The organism is Paraburkholderia sp. BR10937 (assembly GCF_040965695.1).
Lineage (GTDB): Bacteria > Pseudomonadota > Gammaproteobacteria > Burkholderiales > Burkholderiaceae > Paraburkholderia.
In genome coordinates, this window is the sequence record NZ_JBFRCL010000026.1 from 100,052 (window position 1) to 119,921 (window position 19,870).

Below are 19,870 nucleotides of genomic sequence, written 5' to 3' on the forward strand. Positions count from 1 at the left end.
CATAGCCCCACAAGAACGTTCCAGCCGATGAGCACGCCTTCCACGCCTTCCCGGTCGCTCTCCGACAGCCACTTCGTGCTGTTCGGCCTGCCCGAGCAGTTCGCGATCGACGCGAACGCGCTCGACCATGCCTACCGCACGGTGCAGGCGCAGGTGCATCCCGACCGCTTCGCGGCGGCCGGCGAGGCGCAAAAGCGCATCGCCATGCAATGGGCCACGCGCACGAACGAGGCGTATCAGACGCTGCGCGATCCGCTCAAGCGCGCGAAGTACCTGCTGCATCTGCGCGGCATCGACGTGGGCGCGGAAAACAACACCGCGATGGAGCCCGCATTCCTCATGCAGCAGATGGAGTGGCGCGAGGCGATCGAAGACGCGGTCTCGGCAAAGAACGTCGATGCGCTCGACGCACTCGCGGGCGAGCTGCGCGACGACGAACGCGTGCGCTTCACGAAACTCGCGGCGCTGCTCGACAGCGGCTCGAACCAGCCCGCGGCCGAGGCGGTGCGCCAGCTCATGTTCATCGAGCGCGTGGCGGGCGAAATCGACTCGCAGATCGAGCGGCTCGAAGGCTGAGACCGGGCGCGCAAACGGATATCGGGCGCTCGCGCCCATCAGGTTAAAAAGCAGATCACACAGATGGCCTTACTGCAAATTTCCGAACCCGGCATGGCGCCGGCGCCGCATCAGCGGCGACTCGCCGTCGGCATCGACCTCGGCACGACGAACTCGCTGGTCGCCGCGGTGCGCAGCGGCGTGCCCGACGTGCTGCCCGACGAAGACGGGCACGTGCTGCTGCCCTCGGTCGTGCGCTATCTCGCGAACGGCGGCCGGCGCATCGGCCGCACGGCGAAGGCGGAAGCCGCCACCGATCCGCGTAACACGATCGTGTCGGTCAAGCGCTTCATGGGCCGCGGCAAGTCCGATGTCGAAGGCGCGGCCAACGCGCCGTACGACTTCGTCGACGCACCGGGCATGGTGCAAATCCAGACCATCGACGGCGTGAAGAGCCCCGTCGAAGTCTCGGCGGAAATTCTCGCGACGCTGCGCCAGCGCGCCGAAGACACGCTCGGCGACGAACTGGTCGGCGCCGTCATCACGGTGCCGGCGTACTTCGACGAAGCCCAGCGCCAGGCGACCAAGGACGCCGCGCGTCTCGCGGGCCTGAACGTGCTGCGTCTGCTCAACGAGCCGACCGCGGCGGCGATCGCTTACGGGCTCGACAACGGCTCCGAAGGCCTCTACGCGGTCTACGACCTCGGCGGCGGCACCTTCGACCTGTCGATTCTCAAGCTCACGAAGGGCGTGTTCGAAGTGCTGGCGGCCGGCGGCGATTCCGCGCTCGGCGGCGACGATTTCGACCACGCGCTCTTTGCCTGGGCGCTGGAGCAGTCCGGCATCGAGCGCGCGACGCTCGCGCCCGAAGACGTGCGTCTGTTGCTCGACCGCGTGCGCGATGCGAAGGAAGCGCTTTCGTCCGTGCCCGAGGCGCGCATCGAGGCAACGCTGTCGAGCGGCAAGCAGATCGCGCTGACGATCGACGAGCCGCGCTTCGAAGCGCTCACGCAAGCGCTCGTGCAGCGCACGCTCACGCCGACGAAGAAGGCGCTGCGCGACGCGAAGGTGGCCGCGAAGGACGTCAAGGGCGTGGTGCTGGTTGGCGGCGCGACGCGCATGCCGGTGATCCGCCGCGCCGTGGAGCAGCACTTCGGCCAGGCGCCGCTCACGAATCTGGACCCCGATCAGGTCGTCGCGCTCGGCGCGGCGATCCAGGCCGACCTGCTCGCGGGCAACCGTGGCGGCGAGGACGACTGGCTGCTGCTCGACGTCATTCCGCTGTCGCTCGGCGTGGAGACGATGGGGGGCCTCGTCGAGAAGATCATCCCGCGCAATTCGACCATTCCGGTCGCGCGTGCGCAGGACTTCACTACCTTCAAGGACGGCCAGACGGCCATGGCGATCCACGTGGTGCAGGGCGAGCGCGAGCTCGTCGCCGACTGCCGCTCGCTCGCGCGTTTCGAGCTGCGTGGCATTCCGCCGATGGCGGCGGGCGCGGCGCGCATTCGCGTGACTTACCAGGTGGATGCGGACGGCCTCTTGTCGGTGTTCGCGCGCGAGCAGCTCTCGGGCGTGGAAGCCTCGGTGGTGGTGAAGCCGTCCTACGGTCTCGCCGACGACGACGTGGCCCGCATGCTCGAAGACAGCTTCAAGACCGCCGAAGTCGACATGCGCGCCCGCGCGCTGCGCGAGGCGCAGGTCGAGGCGCATCGCATCATCGAAGCGACGAACGCCGCTTTGGGCGCCGATGGCGAACTGCTCGACGAAGCCGAGCGCGCGCAGGTCGACGCGCTGATCGCCGCGCTCGCGCAAGTCGCGCAGGGCGAGGACGCCGGCGCGATCGAAGCCGCCACCAAGGCACTGTCCGAAGGCACCGACGAGTTTGCGGCGCGCCGCATGGACAAGGGCATCAAGCGCGCGCTGGCCGGCAAGAAGCTCGACGAGATCGGCTAAAGGCGCGGCTAGACGCGCGTCCAAAGCCTCAACAGCTTAAAGGCGAGCGCGTCGTTAGCAAACGGCGCACGCGTGCGTGCTTTCCCGATGTGGCTGAGCGCGCACCGACAGTAGAATGGGCACATGCCGCCGTCGGAGGCGGGGCATGCGCCCGATATGAAAGTTATTGGATACGGAAATCACAATGCCTCAAATCGTGGTGCTGCCCCATGTCGAACTGTGCCCTGAGGGCGCGGTCATCGACGCCAAACCGGGTGAGAGCGTGTGCGACGCGCTGCTCGAACACGGCATCGAAATCGAGCACGCATGCGAGAAGTCGTGCGCCTGCACGACCTGTCACGTGATCGTGCGCGAAGGTTTCGATGCGCTCGTGCCGTCCGAGGAAGACGAAGACGATCTCCTCGACAAGGCGTGGGGCCTCGAGCCGACGTCGCGGCTGTCGTGTCAGGCCATCGTGCCCGAGAACGACGACCTGGTGGTCGAGATTCCGCGTTACTCGATCAACCACGCGAAAGAAAACCACTGAGCCACTGAACACCAGGAGGAGCGCGCAGCCATGAAATGGACCGATACGCAGGACATCGCGATGGCCTTAACGGACACCCATCCCGAAGTGGATCCGCAGTACGTGCGCTTCACCGATCTGCACCGCTGGATCACCCAGCTCGACGGTTTCGACGACGACCCCGAGCGCTCGAACGAGAAGATTCTCGAAGCGATCCAGGCCGCGTGGATCGAAGACGCGGACTACTGATTCCCGGCACGCCCGGCAAGCAGACGAGAAAAAGGCGATTTGCCAGTACGGCAAATCGCCTTTTTTATTACGCCGCCAACTTCAGCGCATTCAACCCGCGACCAGCGTGCCGTTCTCCACGCGCACGCGCTCGCCTTGCTGGAACGGCGGCGCTTCGTGATACGTGAAATAACGCGTCTTGCCGTTCTCCATGCGCACGCGCACCGAATAACTGGTCGTGCTGCGCAGGTGTTTTTCGACCGAGTTGCCGGCGAAGCCGCCACCCAGTGCGCCGAGCAGCGTCATGGCCGTGCGGCCGTTGCCCGAGCCGAACTGGTTGCCGACCACGCCACCGGCCACCGCGCCGCCTACTGCACCGATACCGGTGCCATGGCCTTCATGCTTGACCTCGGAAATCGCGACGACCGTGCCGCACGTCGAACATGCGGGCCGGGCGGGCGGCGCTTCCTGCGCATATTGCTGCTGCGCAGGCTGCGGCTGTTGGGCAGGCTGTTGACCATACTGCTGCGCCGGGGCGACGGGCACGGCCGGCTGCTGTTGAGCTTGTGCCGGCGCCGGCGCCTCTTGCGGCTCGGCGGGCGCATTCTGGCCGTTCTGCGCATATTGCGAGGCCTGCACCGGCTTCGTCGAGTCGACCACCTGCGGCTGGGAAGCCGTCATGGCCGTCTGGCCCGTCTGAACCTGGGCGCTCTGTTCGGCGGTGCTGGACGCTTTCGGGAAAACGCCGGTGATGGCCGCCGTGGCCGCAAGGCTCGCGACGATGACGGCTGCCGCCGCCGTTGCGATCAGCGGATGGAGGCGGCGTTTCGGTGTGGTCGGATCGGTTGTGTTCATGACAGGCTCCGTCTTTGGCAGAGTTGGCTCTCTTGTGAGACCCAGTTTGAGCCAATCCAGGTCCGTGGGCGTTTCAATTTGTAACCCCGCGCGGCGGGTGCGGGCAGACACTGAGGGCGTGGTCGTCGCGCAGCGTTGCACAGCGCGGTTTTTCACGGGGGCGCAATCGACGTACCCGTCCCGGCCGCTGCGCTCGCCGGCAGATTTTACCGATGGTTACAAACGTATGCGCCGAGACGGCACAAAGAAACGGGGCGCATACGGAGTGGACCGCATGCGCCCCGTGATGTCAGGCCGTGTTGCGCTTAGTCTTCGCGGCGCAGGTGCGGGAAGAGGATCACGTCGCGGATGCTAGCGCTGTCCGTGAGCAGCATGATCAGACGGTCGATGCCGATGCCGCAGCCGCCCGTCGGAGGCATGCCGTACTCGAGCGCGCGGATGTAGTCGGCGTCGTAGAACATCGCTTCTTCGTCGCCGGCGTCCTTTTGCTCGACCTGCTTCTTGAAGCGCGCAGCCTGGTCTTCCGGATCGTTCAGTTCCGAGAAGCCGTTGGCGATCTCGCGGCCCGTGATGAACAGCTCGAAGCGCTCGGTGATGCCCGGCAGCGTGTCCGAGGCGCGCGCGAGCGGCGAGACTTCGACGGGGTAGTCGATGATGTAGGTCGGCTCCCACAACTGCGACTCGGCCGTCTCTTCGAAGAGCGCCAGCTGGAGCGAGCCCACGCCCGCGTTCAGGAACGCCGGCTGGTTCGCGTCGACGCCGAACTTCTTGAGTTCCGTGCGCAGGAAGGCCGCGTCGGCAAGCTGCTCGTTCGTGTATTGCGGCGCGTACTTCTGGATCGCCTGCACGATCGTCAAGCGATGGAACGGCTTCGAGAGGTCGAGTTCACGGCCCTGATAGGTGAGCACGGCGGTGCCGCTCGCGTCGATGGCGGCCTGGCGGATCAGTTGCTCGGTGAAGTCCATGAGCCACGCGTAGTCGGTGTACGCGGCGTAGAACTCCATCATCGTGAATTCCGGATTGTGACGCGGCGAAACGCCTTCGTTACGGAAATTCCGGTTGATCTCGAACACGCGTTCGAAGCCGCCCACGATCAGGCGCTTGAGATAAAGCTCGGGCGCGATGCGCATGAACATCTGCATGTCGAGCGCGTTGTGGTGCGTGACGAACGGCTTCGCGGCCGCGCCGCCCGGGATCGGGTGCAGCATCGGCGTTTCGACTTCCATGAAGCCCGAGTCGGCCATGAAGCGGCGCACCGACGAGATCGCCTTCGTGCGCGCCTGGAACGTGTTGCGCGCTTCCGGCGTGACGATCAGGTCGACATAGCGCTGGCGATAGCGCATTTCCTGGTCGGCGAGGCCGTGGAACTTGTCCGGCAGCGGACGCAGCGCCTTCGAGAGCAGACGCAGTTCCGTGCAGCGCACCGAAAGCTCGCCCTTGTTGGTGCGGAACAGCACACCCCTGGCCGCGACGATGTCACCGAGGTCCCACTTCTTGAACGCGTCGTAGGTCGCCTCGCCCACGTCGGCGGGCGTGATGAAGAACTGGATCTGGCCCGAGCCGTCGCGCACCGTGGCGAAGCTTGCCTTGCCCATCACGCGCTTGAGCATCATGCGGCCGGCGATGGCCACTTCGAGCGGATTCGCTTCGAGCGCGTCCTTGTCGGTGTCGGCGTAGTCGCGCGCGAGGTCGGCGGCGTGGTGGGTCGGGCGGAAGTCGTTCGGATAGGCGACGCCTGCCTCGCGCAGCGCGCGCAGTTTCTCGCGGCGCTCGGCGATGATCTGGTTGTCGTCGAGTTCGGGCGCGGCGCTGGGCGCGTTCTGCTGGGTCGGTTCGGTCATGATGGCTCGGAGTTCTTTGATTCGCAGGTGTTTCGGCGAGTTTTCGGGGCTGCGGCCCCGGCATGGTCCTTCGCGGGACACGGCGCGCATCGCGCGCAGATAAGCGGACTTCGGTTCCTGCTGCGCGTCGCGCGCCTCGCAGTCGAGACGGGCGGAGCAGCAGGAGAGGGCGGCGTGCGGTGCTCTGCAGCGCCCGTGGCGTGCGGCAAGCTTACACGCCCTGTTTCAGGCTCGCGCTGATGAAGGCGTCGAGATCGCCGTCGAGCACGGCCTTGGTGTTGCTGATTTCGACGTTGGTGCGCAGATCCTTGATCCGGCTGTTGTCGAGCACGTAGGAGCGGATCTGGTGACCCCAGCCCACGTCCGATTTGCCCGCCTCGAGCTTGTCCTGTTCCGATTGCCGCTTGCGCATTTCGGCTTCGTACAGGCGCGACTTCAGCATGGCCATGGCTTCGGCGCGGTTGCGGTGCTGCGAGCGGTCGTTCTGGCACTGCACGACGATGCCCGACGGCACGTGCGTGATACGCACGGCGGAGTCGGTCTTGTTGATGTGCTGACCGCCCGCGCCCGAAGCGCGGTACGTGTCGATGCGCAGATCGGCCGGATTGACTTCGATCTCGAACGAGTCGTCGATTTCCGGATACACGAACACCGACGAGAACGACGTATGACGCCCGCCCGACGAGTCGAACGGCGACTTGCGCACGAGGCGGTGAATGCCGGTTTCGGTACGCAGGAAGCCGTAGGCGTATTCGCCTTCGACCTTGATCGTCGCGCTCTTGATGCCGGCCACGTCGCCTTCGGATTCTTCGAGCACTTCGGTCTTGAAGCCCTTGCGCTCGCAGTAGCGCACGTACTGGCGCAGCAGCATGGAAGCCCAGTCGCAGGCCTCGGTTCCGCCGGCGCCGGCCTGGATATCGATGAACGCGTTGTTCGGGTCGGCCGGATTCGCGAACATGCGGCGGAATTCGACGTCGGCTACGCGCGCTTCGATCGCGTGAGCGTCGGACTCGATGGCGACGAGTGTGTCTTCATCGCCTTCCTCGCGGGCCATCTCGAAGAGATCCTGCGTGTCGCGCGTGTCGTTCTCGATGCCGTCGAGCACGTGCACCACGCCCTCGAGCAGCTTCTTTTCCTTGCCGAGACCCTGGGCGTGTTTGGAGTCGTTCCAGACGTTGGGGTCTTCGAGTTCGCTGTTGACTTCGACGAGCCGTCGGGCTTTTACGTCGTAGTCAAAGATACCCCCGTAGCTCGCCCGCGCGCGTGCGCAGGTCCGCCAAAAGGGCTTCGATCGCGTTGAGACGTTCCGCTTCCATTTGTATCGTGATCCGGCGTGTAAAACATTGAATTATAGCCGATTGGACCCGGATCAAGGGCGGCGCGGGCGCTTCGGGCGGCCCGCGCTTTCAGCGCAACGTGCAGTTCAGAGCGGGCTCAGAGCGCGGCGTGCTCCACCACGAGCTGCACGCGCGACACGCCATTCCAGGTGTCGCGCACGAGCCGGTAGGCGACCGTGGTGTGCTGCGGCAGCGACTCCGTGTGATTGAACCAGATCGCGTTGAAGCGCTGGCGCCCGCGCAGCAGTTGCAGCTTGAGGTGCTTGTCCTTCACGAGCGCCTGCGAGGCCACCTCGAATTCGCCCGAGAAGACGGGCGCCGGGAAGCCCTGGCCCCACACGGCGGCGTCGAGCATCTCCACGAAATCGGGTGTGAAGTAGGCGTCTTCGAGATCGCCGTCGGTTTCGACCGTGCGCGCGAGGGCCTCTTCGGTGAGCCACTCGCGGCCCACGCGCTCAAACGCCTCGGCGAAGCGCGGCACGTCTGCGGCGGCGATCGTCATGCCCGCGGCCATGGCGTGGCCGCCGAACTTCTGGATCAGACCGGGCTCGCGCTTGCTGATCAGATCGACCGCGTCGCGCAGATGGAAACCGGGGATCGAACGGCCCGAGCCCTTCACGAGTGCGCCGTCATCGTCGGCAGGCGCGAAGGTGAACGACGGGCGGTGGAAGCGCTCCTTGAGCCGTCCCGCGACGATGCCGATCACACCCTGATGCCAGCCTTCGTTGAACAGCGTGAGCGTGGCCTTGCCTTGCGGATCGACGTCGGCGAGATCGGCGAGCGCCTGCTGCTGCATGCCGGCTTCGATCTCGCGGCGCTCGCGGTTCATGCCGTCGAGCTGCTGCGCAAGCTCCCAGGCGCGGCCCACGTCGTCGGTGGTCAGGCACTCGATGCCGATCGACATGTCCGAGAGCCGGCCGGCCGCATTCAGGCGCGGGCCGAGCGCGAAGCCGAAGTCGAAGCCCGACGCGCTTTTCGCGTCGCGGCCCGCCGCACGAAAGAGCGCCGCGATGCCCGGCTGCATGCGGCCGTTGCGCACGCGCTGCAAGCCTTGCGCGACGAGCACGCGGTTGTTGCAGTCGAGCTTCACGACGTCGGCGACGGTGCCGAGCGCGACGAGATCGAGCAGACCGTCGAGGCGCGGCTCTGGCTTGCCGTCGCCAAAGAAGCCGCGCTTGCGCAGCTCCGCGCGCAGCGCGAGCAGCGTGTAGAACATCACGCCCACGCCCGCGATGCACTTGCTCGGAAACTCGCAGCCCGGCTGGTTCGGATTGACGATGGCGCGCGCGTCGGGGAGCGTGTCGCCGGGCAGGTGGTGGTCGGTCACGAGCACCTCGATGCCGAGCGCGTTGGCGGCTTCGACGCCTTCCACGCTGGCGATGCCGTTGTCCACCGTGATCAGGACGTCGGGTGGGCCACCCTTGCGTTGCGCGGCGAGCGCGACGATCTCGGGCGTGAGGCCGTAGCCATACTCGAAACGGTTCGGCACCAGATAGTCGATCTGCGCGCCGAACATGCGCAGGCCGCGCACGGCCACGGCACAGGCCGTCGCGCCGTCGCAGTCGTAGTCGGCGACCACGAGCATGCGGCACTCGGCTTCGAGCGCGTCGGCGAGCAGTTCGGCGGCCTCGTCGAGGCCCTTCATGCCCGTGGGCGGGATGAGGCGCGCGAGGCCGGTTTCGATCTCGTCGGGCTGGCAAACGCCGCGCGAGGCGTAGAGGCGCGCGAGCACCGGATGCAGGCCGTGGCGCACGAGCGCTTCGGTGTCGGCGGGCGAGCAGGCGCGGGTGACGATTCGGGTCATGCGTGAGCGCGGAAGAAAGAAGTCATTCGGGGATCATTCGATAAAGAGCGACGCGAACAGGCGGCGTCGCCAGAACTTGCGCAAATCGCTGCGCGTGATGGACAGCGTGACCGAGCCGGTATCGCCGCACAGCGTGAGATCGAGCGCGGCGAGCGCGCTCGTTTGCAGCGCCGCGAGCGCGGGGGCGAACCAGTCGCGCTCGAGTTGGGCGAACGCGGCGCTCCAGCGGCCCCAGTCCTGCTGGATGAAGGCTGCCGAGAACGGATCGAGTTCGACGAGCGTGGCGCCCGTGCCCGAACCGTTGCTGAGCGCGGCGAAGGTCGCGGGCGCAGCGCCGACTTCCGCCTTTGCGGCGAGCGCCAGGCCGCGCGTGGCGGCCGCGTCGGAGCGCACGCGCGCGTAGGGGCTCGTGACGGTGCGCAGCGCGCCCTGGGCGTGGAACCAGATCGAATTGACGGCGGGCAGGCCGCGCGCTTCGCGCGCCTCGTTCACGGGATGCTCGAACCACGCCATCTGCACCTCGTTCTGCACCTTCATCCAGGCGCGTGAACGCTGGCCCGAATGAGCCTCGTGCGGCAGCCAGATCTCGATGTTGCGGCCGCTCGCGCGCAAGGGCGACGCGCCCGCGAGCGTGCCGAACGCTTCCGACGAGAGATACCAGCGCTGCGGCGTCGGGGCCTCGATGCGCACGCCCATTTCTTCGATCAGCGGACGGGCGATGGTGTAGAGCGTGGTAGCGTCGGCGTCGGCGAGTTCCAGCGAGGCGGGGTCGATCAGCACCAGATGATCGTGCGCGATGCGCACATGCACGGGCTGGACGCACGCCCATGTGGCGTCGCCGGGCGTGCCGCCGTCGGCGAGCAGCATGTAGGGCGCAAGCGGCGCTTCGTCGTCGGCGGCCGGCGCTGGTTGTGCGTTGTTTGCGCTCGCCGGACCGAGCGCGCCGAACTGGCGCGCGACCCAGCGCTCGTGCGGCAGGGTGCGCTGGAAGTCTTCGCCGATCACCTGCTCGCCGAGTGTCGCGCGCGCAACCAGTTTCGCGAGCGCCGGGTATTCGAGGCCCGCGAGCGCGGCGGAGGCGGCCGCCGCGGACGGCAAGGCAAAGGGGACGAGGAGATGGAGTCGGTCGGCGGGCATGATGGTGCGCATTGTACTTCGGCGCATCGTGCGCCGGGCGGCCCTCGGGCGTGCCGCAACGGCATCGCGTCGACCCGTTATGCTGGCGCTGCGGCACTTGTGGGCGAATTGCGGCTCGAAGCAGAGGGCGGGCAGACGCCTCGCCGGGCAGCGGCTCTCACGCGCGAAAGTGCGTGGGGAACTTCGTCGAATATCCGTGAACCGCCGCCAGTGTGGCAAACTTCGCGGTTGATCGCCGCCCGACCCGGCACGATATTCTCCGGCCGTCCGGCGCACTGGCCCCGGGGTCAATACGGCGCCGGAGCGCAACGAAGACGCAAAAGGATTCGCTTGAAACTTCCCTACGAATGGCAGATAGGCTGGCGCTACACCCGCGCCGGCAAACGCACGACCGGCAACGGGTTCATCTCGTTCATCGCGCTCATTTCGATGTCGGGCATCGCGCTCGGCGTCGCGGCGCTGATCGTCGTGCTCTCGGTGATGAACGGCTTCCAGCGTGACGTGCGCGACCGCATGCTTTCCGTGCTCGCGCACATCGAGATCTTTTCGCCCACCGGCACGATGCCCGACTGGCAGCTCACCGCGAAGGAAGCGAAAACCAATCCCGAAGTCATTGGCGCGGCGCCCTACGTGGACGCCCAGGCGCTGCTCACGCGCGGCGACAGCGTCAACGGCGTTGCGCTGCGCGGCATCGAGCCTTCCGAGGAGCCGCAGGTTTCGGACATCGGCAAGGAAATGAAGGCGGGCAGCCTGAACGACCTCACGCCCGGCAGCTTCGGCATCGTGCTCGGCGCGGATCTCGCCGTGAACCTGGGCGTGACGGTGGGCGACAAGGTCACGCTCGTCGCGCCCGAGGGTTCGATCACGCCGGCCGGCATGCTGCCGCGCCTGAAGCAGTTCACGGTGATGGGCGTGTTCGAGTCGGGCCACTACGAGTACGACAGCACGCTCGCGCTCGTCAATATCCGCGACGCGGAAGTGCTCTATCGCCTCGGCGCGCCAAGCGGCGTGCGCCTGCGCCTGAAGGACATGCAGCGCGCGCCGGCGGTGGCGCGCCAACTCGTGCACACGCTCTCGGGCGACCTCTATATCCGCGACTGGACGCAGCAGAACAAGACCTGGTTCTCGGCCGTGCAGATCGAAAAACGCATGATGTTCATCATTCTCACGCTCATCATCGCGGTCGCGGCGTTCAATCTCGTTTCGTCTCTCGTCATGACCGTCACCAACAAGCAGGCCGATATCGCGATCCTGCGCACGCTCGGCGCGCAGCCGGGCTCGATCATGAAGATCTTCGTCGTGCAGGGCGTGACGATCGGCTTCGTGGGCACGGCCATCGGCATCGCGCTCGGTTGCCTGATCGCATGGAGCATTCCATGGAGCGTGCCGGCGATCGAGCATCTGCTCGGCATCCAGTTCCTGCCGCCTTCGGTTTATTTCATCAGCGAGCTGCCTTCGGAACTCGTGCCTTCCGACGTGATCCGCATCGGCGTGATCGCCTTCGTGCTGTCCGCGCTCGCCACGCTCTATCCGAGCTGGCGCGCGGCCAAGGTTCGTCCTGCGGAGGCGCTGCGCTATGAATGACCGTCAATCGCTGATCGCCGCGGCTGGCGATTATCCGTACGTGCTCGAAGCGCACGGCGTCTCGAAGGTGTTTGGCCAGGGGCCGCTTGCCGTGCAGGTGCTGCATGACACCGATCTGAAAGTGAAGCGCGGCGAGAAGCTCGCCGTGGTCGGCGCGTCGGGCTCGGGCAAGAGCACGCTGCTGCACGTGCTCGGCGGCCTCGACGAGCCGGGCGCGGGCAAGGTCTCGGTGCTCGGCAAGCCGTTCACCGAGCTGTCCGAGCGCGAGCGCAACGAACTGCGTAATCGCGCGCTGGGCTTCGTCTATCAGTTCCATCATCTGCTGCCGGAGTTTTCGGCGCTCGACAACGTGGCGATGCCGCTGCGTATTCGTCGCATGACGCAGGAAGACGCGCGTGCCGAGGCGATGCAGATCCTCGATCGCGTGGGCCTCTCGCATCGCGCGCGCAACCGGCCGGGCGAGCTGTCGGGCGGCGAGCGCCAGCGCGTGGCCATCGCGCGCGCGCTCGTGACGAAGCCCGCATGCGTGCTCGCCGACGAGCCGACGGGCAACCTCGACGGCGCGACGGCGGATAACGTCTTCAATCTGATGCTCGAACTCTCCGACCAGTTCGATACGAGCTTCGTGATCGTCACGCACGATTCCGACCTCGCGGCGCGTTGCGACCGCATCGTGCGCCTGCGCGACGGCATGCTGCACGAGGAACCGGTCGTACCGGTCTGAGCCTTCCCGCGAGCGCGCCCCATGTGGATCGATACGCACTGCCATCTCGATGCCGCCGAGTTCGACGCCGACCGCGACGCGGTCGCGTCGGCGGCGCGAGCGGCGGGGGTGTCGCGCATCGTGATTCCGGCGGTGGCGCGCGAGAACTTCGAAGTGGTGCGCGCGCTCGCGCACCGCATCCCGGGCGCGGTCTACGCGCTCGGCATCCACCCGCTCTATACGCCGCAGGCGCGTGACGACGACCTCGAGGTGCTGCGCCGCGAGATCGAGGCGAGTCTCGATGATCCGCGCTTCGTCGGCATCGGCGAGATCGGGCTCGATTACTTCGTGCCGGGCCTCGACGAGGCGCGTCAACAGCACTTCTACGATGCCCAGCTGCGCCTTGCGCGCGAGTTCGGCTTGCCGGCGATCTGCCATGTGCGCAAGTCGCAGGACCAGGTGCTCAAGGGGCTGCGCCGCAACGGCGTGAAAGGCGGCATCGCGCATGCGTTCAACGGCAGCTTCCAGCAGGCGCGAGCGTTCATCGATCAAGGGATGCATCTGGGCTTTGGCGGCAATGTGACGTTCGAGCGCGCGCTGCAGATTCGCAGGCTCGCGCAGCAGTTGCCGCTCGAGGCCATCGTCATGGAAACCGATGCGCCGGATATCTCGCCCGCCTGGCTTTATCGCGCGCGCAACACGCCCGACCAGGTGCCGCGCATTGGCGCCGTGCTTGCGGGCTTGCGGGGCTTGAGCCCCGAAGAACTCGCACTTGGCACGACGGCTAACGCGACGGCTGCGCTGCCGCGGCTCGCGCTTTCGTCTGCATAATCGTTTCCAGGGTGGCGTGCACAGCGTGCATTTTGCGCGGCGCGACTGACGCGGTCCGAGCATTGAGCCCCCTCGTTGCGAGGAGGCGGGATGCGGGCGATGTGGTGCGGGTTTGCGCTGGGCGTGATTGTCTTGCAGCGACAGGCGGCGTTGCCGGGGTGGGGCGCGTGGGTCGCGCTCGTTCTGGCAAGCATGCTTGCGGCCGGGTGGGCGGCGTGGGCGTTGGGCGCCGCGCCACCGGCGGACGAATCTCACGAAATGGTGCGCCGGGTGTTCGGCTTGGCTTGCGGGCGACGCTGGCGTATGACGCTCGGCTGGGCGGCGGTGTGGTTTGCGGCCGGATGCGCGGGCTTTGGCTACGCGGCGTGGCGCGCCGAAACGCGGCTTGCTGAGGCGCTTCCCGCTGCCTGGCAGGCGCGCAACATCACCATCACCGGCTATATCTCCAGCTTGCCTTCTTATGGCGAGATCGGCGCGAGCTTCCTCTTTCGTGTCGAATCCTGGGAGACGCACAAAGCCGCCACGCGGCTACCGCATTTGATTCAACTGTCGTGGGTGGCGCGCGAAGCGCCGCTGCCGCCGCTCGTGCCCGGCGCGCGCTGGCGCCTCGCCGTGCGGCTCAAACGCCCGCATGGCAACGGCAACTTCGGCCTGCGCGATACGGAAGTCGCGCTGCTCGCGCGCGGCGTGCGCGCCGTCGGCTACGTGAGCGATCCCGGGCATGCCGTGCGTCTGCCCATTGACGCCAGCGGCATTGGCGTGCGCATCGAGCGGGCGCGTGCCGCGCTGCGTGCGCGCATCGACGCGGTGCTCGGCCACGCGCCGCATCGCGGCATCGTCATCGCGCTCGCCACCGGCGCGCAGGATGCGGTCAGCGACGCGGACAGGCGTCTCATGCGCGATACGGGCACGAGCCATCTAGTGGCGATCTCCGGGCTGCATCTCGCGTTCGTCGCGGGGTTCGCCGGGTGGATCGCGGGCGCACTGTGGCGGCGCGCCCGCTGGCGCGGCGTCGAGGCGCCGCTCGTCGTGCCCGCGCAGAAGGTGGCGGTGGCCGGCGCGTTGCTGGCGGCGGGCGTCTATGCCGCGCTCGCCGGCTTCAACGTGCCGGTGCAGCGCGCGCTCTGGATGCTGGCGGTCGTTGCGCTCGCGCTGTTCGCCGGGCGCGAGGTCGCGCGCTCGCACGTGCTGGCGTGGGCACTCGGGCTCGTACTGCTGCGCGATCCGTGGGCGGTGACCGCAGCCGGATTCTGGCTCTCGTTTTGCGCGGTCGCGGCGATCCTCTTCGCGGCGAGTGGCGTGCCGCGCTTGCACAGGGACGCGCCGCAGGATGCTGCCGCGGACGCTGCCGATCCGATGCGCGAGCGAACTGAGCCACTAGCGGAGCCAACCGCGCGCGGCGGCTGGCTTCGATGTCTCGCCGCCATCGCCTATCCAACGGGCGGCTGGCGTGAGGCGATGCGACGTCTCGCGTCACGCCTTTGCGATGGCGCTCGCGTGCAGTGGGCCGTGACGCTGGCGCTCGCGCCGCTCACGGTCTACTGGTTTGCGCAAATACCGCTCATCGGTCCGATCGCCAATGCCTTTGCGATTCCCTGGGTGAGCATGCTCGTCGCGCCGCTGGTGATCGCGAGCGCGGCGATGCCCGCGCCGATCGACGCCCTCGCGCTGCGCGGGGCGCATACCTGCCTCGATTGGCTCGTTGTGGCGCTGAGCGCGCTGGAGGGCTTGCCATGGGCGGTTTTACGGCTGCCGCAACCCGGGGCGTGGCCGCTCGCCAGCGCAGCTGTGGGCGTCGCCTGGTGGCTTGCGCCGCGCGGCTGGCCGCTGCGCTGGATCGCGCCGTTCACGTGGCTGCCGCTACTGGTGCCTGCGCCGACGGGGCCGGCGCCGGGCGCTTTCCGGCTCGCGGCGCTCGACATCGGGCAGGGCACGTCGGTGCTGGTCGAAACGGCCCGGCATCGCCTGCTGTTCGACGCGGGCCCGGGCCCCGAATCGACTCAGGCGGGCGAGCGCATCGTCGTGCCATATCTGCAGGCGCACGGCATAGGGCGCCTCGATGCGCTGATGATCAGCCACGACGACTCCGATCATGCGGGCGGCGCACAGGCCGTGCTCGATGCCGTCGACGTAGGGGCATTCGTGGCGGCCGTTCTGCCCGCGCATCCACTGTGGGCGAGTGCGCGCGCAAAGGGCGCGCAGACCGTGCAATGCGCCGCCGGGCAGCGCTGGCGGTGGGACGGCGTCGACTTCGAGGTGCTGTGGCCCGACCCCGGGCCGCTCGCGGGCAAACCCAATGCGCATTGCTGCGTCCTGCGGGTGACGACGTCGGTCAGCGCCGCACCCGACGCGCAAGCCGGCCCGGTCTCCGCGTTGCTCGCCGCCGACATCGAAGCGGGCGGCGAGCGCACGCTGGTTGCGCGCGACCCCGGGCGGCTGCGCGCACAGGTGCTGGTGGTGCCGCACCACGGCAGCCGCAGCTCGTCGACTGAACCGTTCCTCGATTCTGTCTGGCCGCTCGTCGCGATATTTCAGGTAGGCTATCTGAACCGCTTTCATCACCCGCATCCGGGCGTCTACGCGCGCTACGCGGCCCGCCAGATCGTGCTCGCTCGCAGCGACGCGCATGGCGCCGTGCGCGTCGAGGCGCGACCCGGCGCACTCGCCGTCGAGCGCTTTCGCGATACGCACCGGCGCTACTGGATGGACCCGCCCACGCAGGACTGACGCGCCGGGCCGCTATCAGGTGAGCGAAAGCACGCACGATGAAAGAGATCGACAAAATAGAGAGACACGCCGCCTTTGAAAAACGTCATCCATTTCTCGCACGCGAACGGCTTTCCGGCTTCGACGTATCGCACGTTCTTCGCCGAACTGGGCGACAACTACGAGCTGCGCTACATCGAGCGCATCGGGCACGACGCGCGCTTTCCCGTCACCCGCGACTGGCCGCATCTCGTCGAGCAGCTGCTCGACGACATTGGCCGCACCTACGAGGAGCCCGTGTGGCTCGTCGGCCATTCGCTCGGCGGCTATCTCTCGCTGATGGCCGCGCTGAAAATGCCGCAGTGGGTCAAGGGCGTCGTGATGCTCGATTCGCCGGTGATCGCGGGCTGGCGCAGCAGCATGCTGCGGGTCTCGCAGTGGACCGGCCTCGACGAGCGCCTGTCGCCAGCCGTCGCCACGCGCACGCGCCGCACGAACTGGGCGAGCCGCGACGAGGCCTGGCGGCATTTCCATTCGAAGGCGGCGTTCGCGCGCTGGGACGAGCGCGTGCTTTCCGACTATGTGGACTTCGGCATTCCTCAGACTTCGGTCGACGGCGGCCGCACGCTCGCCTTCGACCGCCAGACCGAATACATGATTTACCGCACGCTGCCGCACACGCTCGGCGCGCGACTCGCGCACGGCTCGCCCGTCCCGGTGAGCTTCCTCGCGGGCACGCAGTCGCGTGAAGTCCGCCAGGTCGGGCTTGCGGCAACACGGCGCATCGCCGGCGAGCGCTTCGAGTGGATCGAGGGCAGTCATCTGTATCCGATGGAGCGTCCGATCGAGACCGCGCGCGCGGTGCAGCGCATGCTTTACGCCATGGAAAACGGAGCCTGAGCGGCCGCTTTTCGGCGCGGTTGCTTGCGGGGCAGGGTAGAGCGCGGGGCAACGCGCCGTGCATCGTTTCTGCTCGCTCAAAATTCAGGGTTAGCCCTTGCTTTCAGGTATAATCCGTTTTTCCCGCGAGCATCCAGCGATGACCAAATATGTTTTCGTCACCGGCGGCGTAGTTTCCTCCCTTGGCAAGGGTATTGCCGCCGCCTCCCTCGCCGCGATCCTCGAATCGCGCGGTCTGAAAGTCACCCTCCTCAAGCTCGATCCCTACATCAACGTCGACCCCGGCACGATGAGCCCGTTTCAGCACGGCGAAGTGTTCGTGACGGAAGACGGAGCGGAAACCGACCTCGACCTCGGCCACTACGAGCGCTTCATCACCACGAAGATGCGCAAGGCCAACAACTTCACCACGGGCCAGATCTACGAATCGGTGATCCGCAAGGAACGCCGCGGCGACTATCTGGGCAAGACCGTGCAGGTCATTCCGCACATCACGAACGAAATCCAGGCATTCATCGAACGCGGCGCCGCATCGGCGACGTGCGGCGAGCCGGATGTCGCGATCGTCGAAGTGGGCGGCACGGTGGGCGACATCGAGTCGCTGCCGTTCCTCGAGGCCGCGCGTCAGATGAGCCTGCGCCTTGGCCGCAACAGCGCGTGCTTCGTGCACCTCACGCTGGTGCCGTTCATCGCCACGGCGGGTGAGCTCAAGACCAAGCCCACGCAGCACAGCGTGCAGAAGCTGCGCGAAATCGGTATCTATCCGAACGTGCTGCTGTGCCGCGCCGACCGCCGCATCCCCGACGACGAGCGCTCGAAGATCTCGATGTTCTCGAACGTGCCCGAAGACGCCGTGATCTCGGTGTGGGACGCCGACAGCATCTACAAGATCCCGCAGATGCTGCACGACCAGGGCCTCGACTCGATCGTCTGCGACGAACTGAAGCTCTCCGCCAAGCCGGCCGATCTGTCGATCTGGGCGGAAATGGTCGAGAAGCTCGAGCATCCGTTGCACGAAGTCACGATCGGCATGGTCGGCAAGTACGTCGACCTGACCGAGTCGTACAAGTCGCTCATCGAAGCGCTGCGCCACGCGTCGATCAAGACCTCGGCGAAGGTGAACATCGAGTACATCGACTCCGAGCAAATCGACGAAGAGGGTGTCGAGAGCCTCAAGCATCTCGACGCGATCCTCGTGCCGGGCGGTTTCGGCCGTCGTGGCACCGAAGGCAAGATCAAGGCCATCCAGTACGCTCGCGAAGCGAAGGTGCCGTACCTCGGCATCTGCCTCGGCATGCAGCTCGCCGTGATCGAATTTGCGCGCGACGTGGTGGGCCTGAAGCACGCGAACAGCACGGAATTCGATCCGGACACGCCTGACCGCGTCGTCGCGCTCATCACCGAATGGGCCGACCGCGAAGGCAAGGTCGAGAAGCGTACCGAAGACTCGGACCTCGGCGGCACGATGCGCCTCGGTTCGCAGCGCTGCCCGATCAAGCCCGGCACGCTCGCAGCAGAGATCTATGGCAAGGACGTGAACGAGCGTCACCGTCACCGTTATGAAGTCAATAACGGCTACGTGCCCAAGCTCGAAGCCGGCGGCCTTATCATCAGCGCCCGTACGCCGACCGAAGATCTGCCGGAAATGATGGAACTGCCGCGCGACATGCACCCGTGGTTCGTCGGCGTCCAGTTCCACCCGGAATTCACGTCCACGCCGCGTGACGGCCATCCGCTCTTCAAGGCGTATGTCGAAGCGGCAGTCGCGCACCATGAGGCGCGCGCCGAGGAGAAAGCATGAATCTGTGCGGTTTCGAGGTAGGCCTCGACAAGCCGTTCTTCCTGATCGCAGGCACCTGCGTCGTCGAATCCGAACAGATGACGATCGACACGGCGGGCCGCCTGAAGGAAATCACGTCTAAGCTCGGCATTCCGTTCATCTACAAGTCGTCATACGACAAGGCCAATCGTTCGAGCGGCAAGTCGTTTCGCGGCCTCGGGATGGACGAGGGCCTGCGCATCCTTTCCGAAGTGAAGCGTCAGCTCGGCTTGCCCGTGCTGACCGACGTGCACACGGAAGAAGAGATCGGGCCGGTGGCTTCGGTCGTGGACGTGCTGCAAACGCCCGCGTTCCTGTGCCGCCAGACCGACTTCATCCACGCGTGCGCGCGCTCGGGCAAGCCTGTGAACATCAAGAAAGGCCAGTTCCTCGCGCCGCACGACATGAAGAACGTGATCGACAAGGCTCGCGAAGCTGCGCGTGAGGCGGGTCTTTCCGAAGACCGCTTCTTCGCCTGCGAGCGCGGTGTTTCGTTCGGTTACAACAACCTCGTCTCGGACATGCGCTCGCTCGCTATCATGCGCGAGACGGGTGCGCCGGTCGTGATGGACGTGACCCACTCGGTGCAGTTGCCGGGCGGGCAGGGCACGAGCTCGGGCGGTCAGCGCGAATTCGTGCCGGTGCTGGCCCGCGCGGCCGTCGCCACGGGCGTGGCGGGTCTCTTCATGGAGACGCACCCGAACCCAGCGCAGGCCAAGTCCGACGGCCCGAACGCCGTGCCGCTGAACCGCATGGCCGACCTGCTCGAAACGCTCGTGACGCTCGACCAGGCGGTCAAGCGCACGCCGTTCCTCGAGAACGACTTCAGCTGAGCAGGGAATTACGTAGTACGGCGCGCCGCTTCGATTGCATGAGCGGCGCGATGGAGGAGCAGCGCGGCGCACCGCACCGCGCTCGATGTACAAGGCAGCGTGGCAGCGCGTCGGTCGCGGGAACGTGAGCCTCGCGCTGCGGCAAGTTGAACCTGGCGAGCACGCAGCCTGTCCCATGTGACGGTGTGCCCCGAACGAGCATAGAAACTGTGCCTCGCGGGCCGATGCAGCAGGCTGCGCAGCTCGCGCAAGAATTACTGTCATTTCCTGAGGAAA

Annotated in this window: 16 protein-coding genes; 11 read left to right on the forward strand and 5 right to left on the reverse strand. The window is 66.9% G+C overall.

The annotated features are described in order from the left end of the window. Nucleotides 1–27: 27 nt before the first annotated feature. The 4 genes from hscB (at nt 28) to iscX (ending at nt 3,265) form a co-directional block, all read left to right on the forward strand. Nucleotides 28–576: a Fe-S protein assembly co-chaperone HscB gene (gene hscB, locus AB4Y44_RS22080; RefSeq protein ID WP_342923696.1), complete on the forward strand. Its 549-nt coding sequence runs from the start codon at nt 28–30 to the stop codon at nt 574–576. A 63-nt stretch (nt 577–639) separates the two neighbouring features. Beyond that, nucleotides 640–2,511 carry a Fe-S protein assembly chaperone HscA gene (gene hscA, locus AB4Y44_RS22085; RefSeq protein ID WP_368700897.1) on the forward strand — a complete coding sequence of 624 codons (1,872 nt, stop codon included), beginning with the start codon at nt 640–642 and terminating at the stop codon, nt 2,509–2,511. Nucleotides 2,512–2,695: 184 nt separating this feature from the next. Then, nucleotides 2,696–3,037: an ISC system 2Fe-2S type ferredoxin gene (fdx, locus tag AB4Y44_RS22090; protein ID WP_069265529.1), complete on the forward strand. Its 342-nt coding sequence runs from the start codon at nt 2,696–2,698 to the stop codon at nt 3,035–3,037. Nucleotides 3,038–3,067: 30 nt separating this feature from the next. Then, nucleotides 3,068–3,265, forward strand: coding sequence for a Fe-S cluster assembly protein IscX (iscX, locus tag AB4Y44_RS22095; RefSeq protein ID WP_028204168.1), 198 nt, complete (start codon nt 3,068–3,070; stop codon nt 3,263–3,265). Nucleotides 3,266–3,355: 90 nt separating this feature from the next. Here the strand turns inward: iscX and AB4Y44_RS22100 are convergent, their stop codons facing one another. The 5 genes from AB4Y44_RS22100 to AB4Y44_RS22120 form a co-directional block, all read right to left on the reverse strand. After that, nucleotides 3,356–4,099 (reverse strand): glycine zipper 2TM domain-containing protein, encoded by a 744-nt coding sequence (locus tag AB4Y44_RS22100; RefSeq protein WP_368700898.1) that lies wholly within the window; start codon nt 4,097–4,099, stop codon nt 3,356–3,358. A 305-nt stretch (nt 4,100–4,404) separates the two neighbouring features. Next, nucleotides 4,405–5,940, reverse strand: coding sequence for a lysine--tRNA ligase (gene lysS / locus AB4Y44_RS22105; protein WP_342925366.1), 1,536 nt, complete (start codon nt 5,938–5,940; stop codon nt 4,405–4,407). Nucleotides 5,941–6,151: 211 nt separating this feature from the next. Beyond that, a protein-coding gene (prfB, locus tag AB4Y44_RS22110) for a peptide chain release factor 2 (RefSeq protein WP_342925367.1) occupies nt 6,152–7,256 on the reverse strand; the annotation gives its coding sequence in 2 pieces (ribosomal slippage) (nt 6,152–7,174 and nt 7,176–7,256; 1,104 coding nt in all). Nucleotides 7,257–7,374: 118 nt separating this feature from the next. Further along, entirely contained in the window at nt 7,375–9,081 is a 1,707-nt protein-coding gene (gene recJ / locus AB4Y44_RS22115; RefSeq protein WP_368700899.1) for a single-stranded-DNA-specific exonuclease RecJ, read from the reverse strand. 33 nt (nt 9,082–9,114) lie between these two features. After that, the gene (locus tag AB4Y44_RS22120) at nt 9,115–10,230 is read right to left on the reverse strand and encodes a regulator (protein ID WP_368700900.1); all 1,116 of its coding nucleotides are present in this window, start codon (nt 10,228–10,230) and stop codon (nt 9,115–9,117) included. A 318-nt stretch (nt 10,231–10,548) separates the two neighbouring features. Between AB4Y44_RS22120 and AB4Y44_RS22125 the strand changes: the two genes are divergently transcribed. The 7 genes from AB4Y44_RS22125 (at nt 10,549) to kdsA (ending at nt 19,594) form a co-directional block, all read left to right on the forward strand. Beyond that, the gene (locus AB4Y44_RS22125; RefSeq protein ID WP_342925370.1) at nt 10,549–11,802 is read left to right on the forward strand and encodes a lipoprotein-releasing ABC transporter permease subunit; all 1,254 of its coding nucleotides are present in this window, start codon (nt 10,549–10,551) and stop codon (nt 11,800–11,802) included. Then, nucleotides 11,795–12,526, forward strand: coding sequence for a lipoprotein-releasing ABC transporter ATP-binding protein LolD (lolD, locus tag AB4Y44_RS22130; protein ID WP_342925371.1), 732 nt, complete (start codon nt 11,795–11,797; stop codon nt 12,524–12,526). The genes AB4Y44_RS22125 and lolD overlap by 8 nt, the downstream gene beginning before the upstream one ends. A 21-nt stretch (nt 12,527–12,547) precedes the next feature. Further along, nucleotides 12,548–13,336, forward strand: coding sequence for a TatD family hydrolase (locus AB4Y44_RS22135; RefSeq protein WP_368700901.1), 789 nt, complete (start codon nt 12,548–12,550; stop codon nt 13,334–13,336). A gap of 90 nt (nt 13,337–13,426) precedes the next feature. Then, entirely contained in the window at nt 13,427–16,063 is a 2,637-nt protein-coding gene (locus AB4Y44_RS22140; protein WP_368700902.1) for a DNA internalization-related competence protein ComEC/Rec2, read from the forward strand. Between the two features lie 75 nt (nt 16,064–16,138). Continuing rightward, the gene (locus AB4Y44_RS22145) at nt 16,139–16,942 is read left to right on the forward strand and encodes an alpha/beta hydrolase (protein ID WP_342925015.1); all 804 of its coding nucleotides are present in this window, start codon (nt 16,139–16,141) and stop codon (nt 16,940–16,942) included. A gap of 139 nt (nt 16,943–17,081) precedes the next feature. Beyond that, nucleotides 17,082–18,743, forward strand: coding sequence for a CTP synthase (locus tag AB4Y44_RS22150; RefSeq protein ID WP_368700903.1), 1,662 nt, complete (start codon nt 17,082–17,084; stop codon nt 18,741–18,743). Beyond that, entirely contained in the window at nt 18,740–19,594 is an 855-nt protein-coding gene (gene kdsA, locus AB4Y44_RS22155; protein ID WP_069265539.1) for a 3-deoxy-8-phosphooctulonate synthase, read from the forward strand. Before AB4Y44_RS22150 ends, kdsA begins: the two co-directional genes overlap by 4 nt. Nucleotides 19,595–19,870: the final 276 nt, after the last annotated feature.

Coding starts and splice junctions, on each gene's coding strand:
- hscB (WP_342923696.1), top strand. CDS start 28: ATGAGCACGCCTTCCACGCCTTCCCGGTCGCTCTCCGACAGCCACTTC.
- hscA (WP_368700897.1), top strand. CDS start 640: ATGGCCTTACTGCAAATTTCCGAACCCGGCATGGCGCCGGCGCCGCAT.
- fdx (WP_069265529.1), top strand. CDS start 2,696: ATGCCTCAAATCGTGGTGCTGCCCCATGTCGAACTGTGCCCTGAGGGC.
- iscX (WP_028204168.1), top strand. CDS start 3,068: ATGAAATGGACCGATACGCAGGACATCGCGATGGCCTTAACGGACACC.
- AB4Y44_RS22100 (WP_368700898.1), bottom strand. CDS start 4,099: ATGAACACAACCGATCCGACCACACCGAAACGCCGCCTCCATCCGCTG.
- lysS (WP_342925366.1), bottom strand. CDS start 5,940: ATGACCGAACCGACCCAGCAGAACGCGCCCAGCGCCGCGCCCGAACTC.
- recJ (WP_368700899.1), bottom strand. CDS start 9,081: ATGACCCGAATCGTCACCCGCGCCTGCTCGCCCGCCGACACCGAAGCG.
- AB4Y44_RS22120 (WP_368700900.1), bottom strand. CDS start 10,230: ATGCGCACCATCATGCCCGCCGACCGACTCCATCTCCTCGTCCCCTTT.
- lolD (WP_342925371.1), top strand. CDS start 11,795: ATGAATGACCGTCAATCGCTGATCGCCGCGGCTGGCGATTATCCGTAC.
- AB4Y44_RS22135 (WP_368700901.1), top strand. CDS start 12,548: ATGTGGATCGATACGCACTGCCATCTCGATGCCGCCGAGTTCGACGCC.
- AB4Y44_RS22140 (WP_368700902.1), top strand. CDS start 13,427: ATGCGGGCGATGTGGTGCGGGTTTGCGCTGGGCGTGATTGTCTTGCAG.
- AB4Y44_RS22150 (WP_368700903.1), top strand. CDS start 17,082: ATGACCAAATATGTTTTCGTCACCGGCGGCGTAGTTTCCTCCCTTGGC.
- kdsA (WP_069265539.1), top strand. CDS start 18,740: ATGAATCTGTGCGGTTTCGAGGTAGGCCTCGACAAGCCGTTCTTCCTG.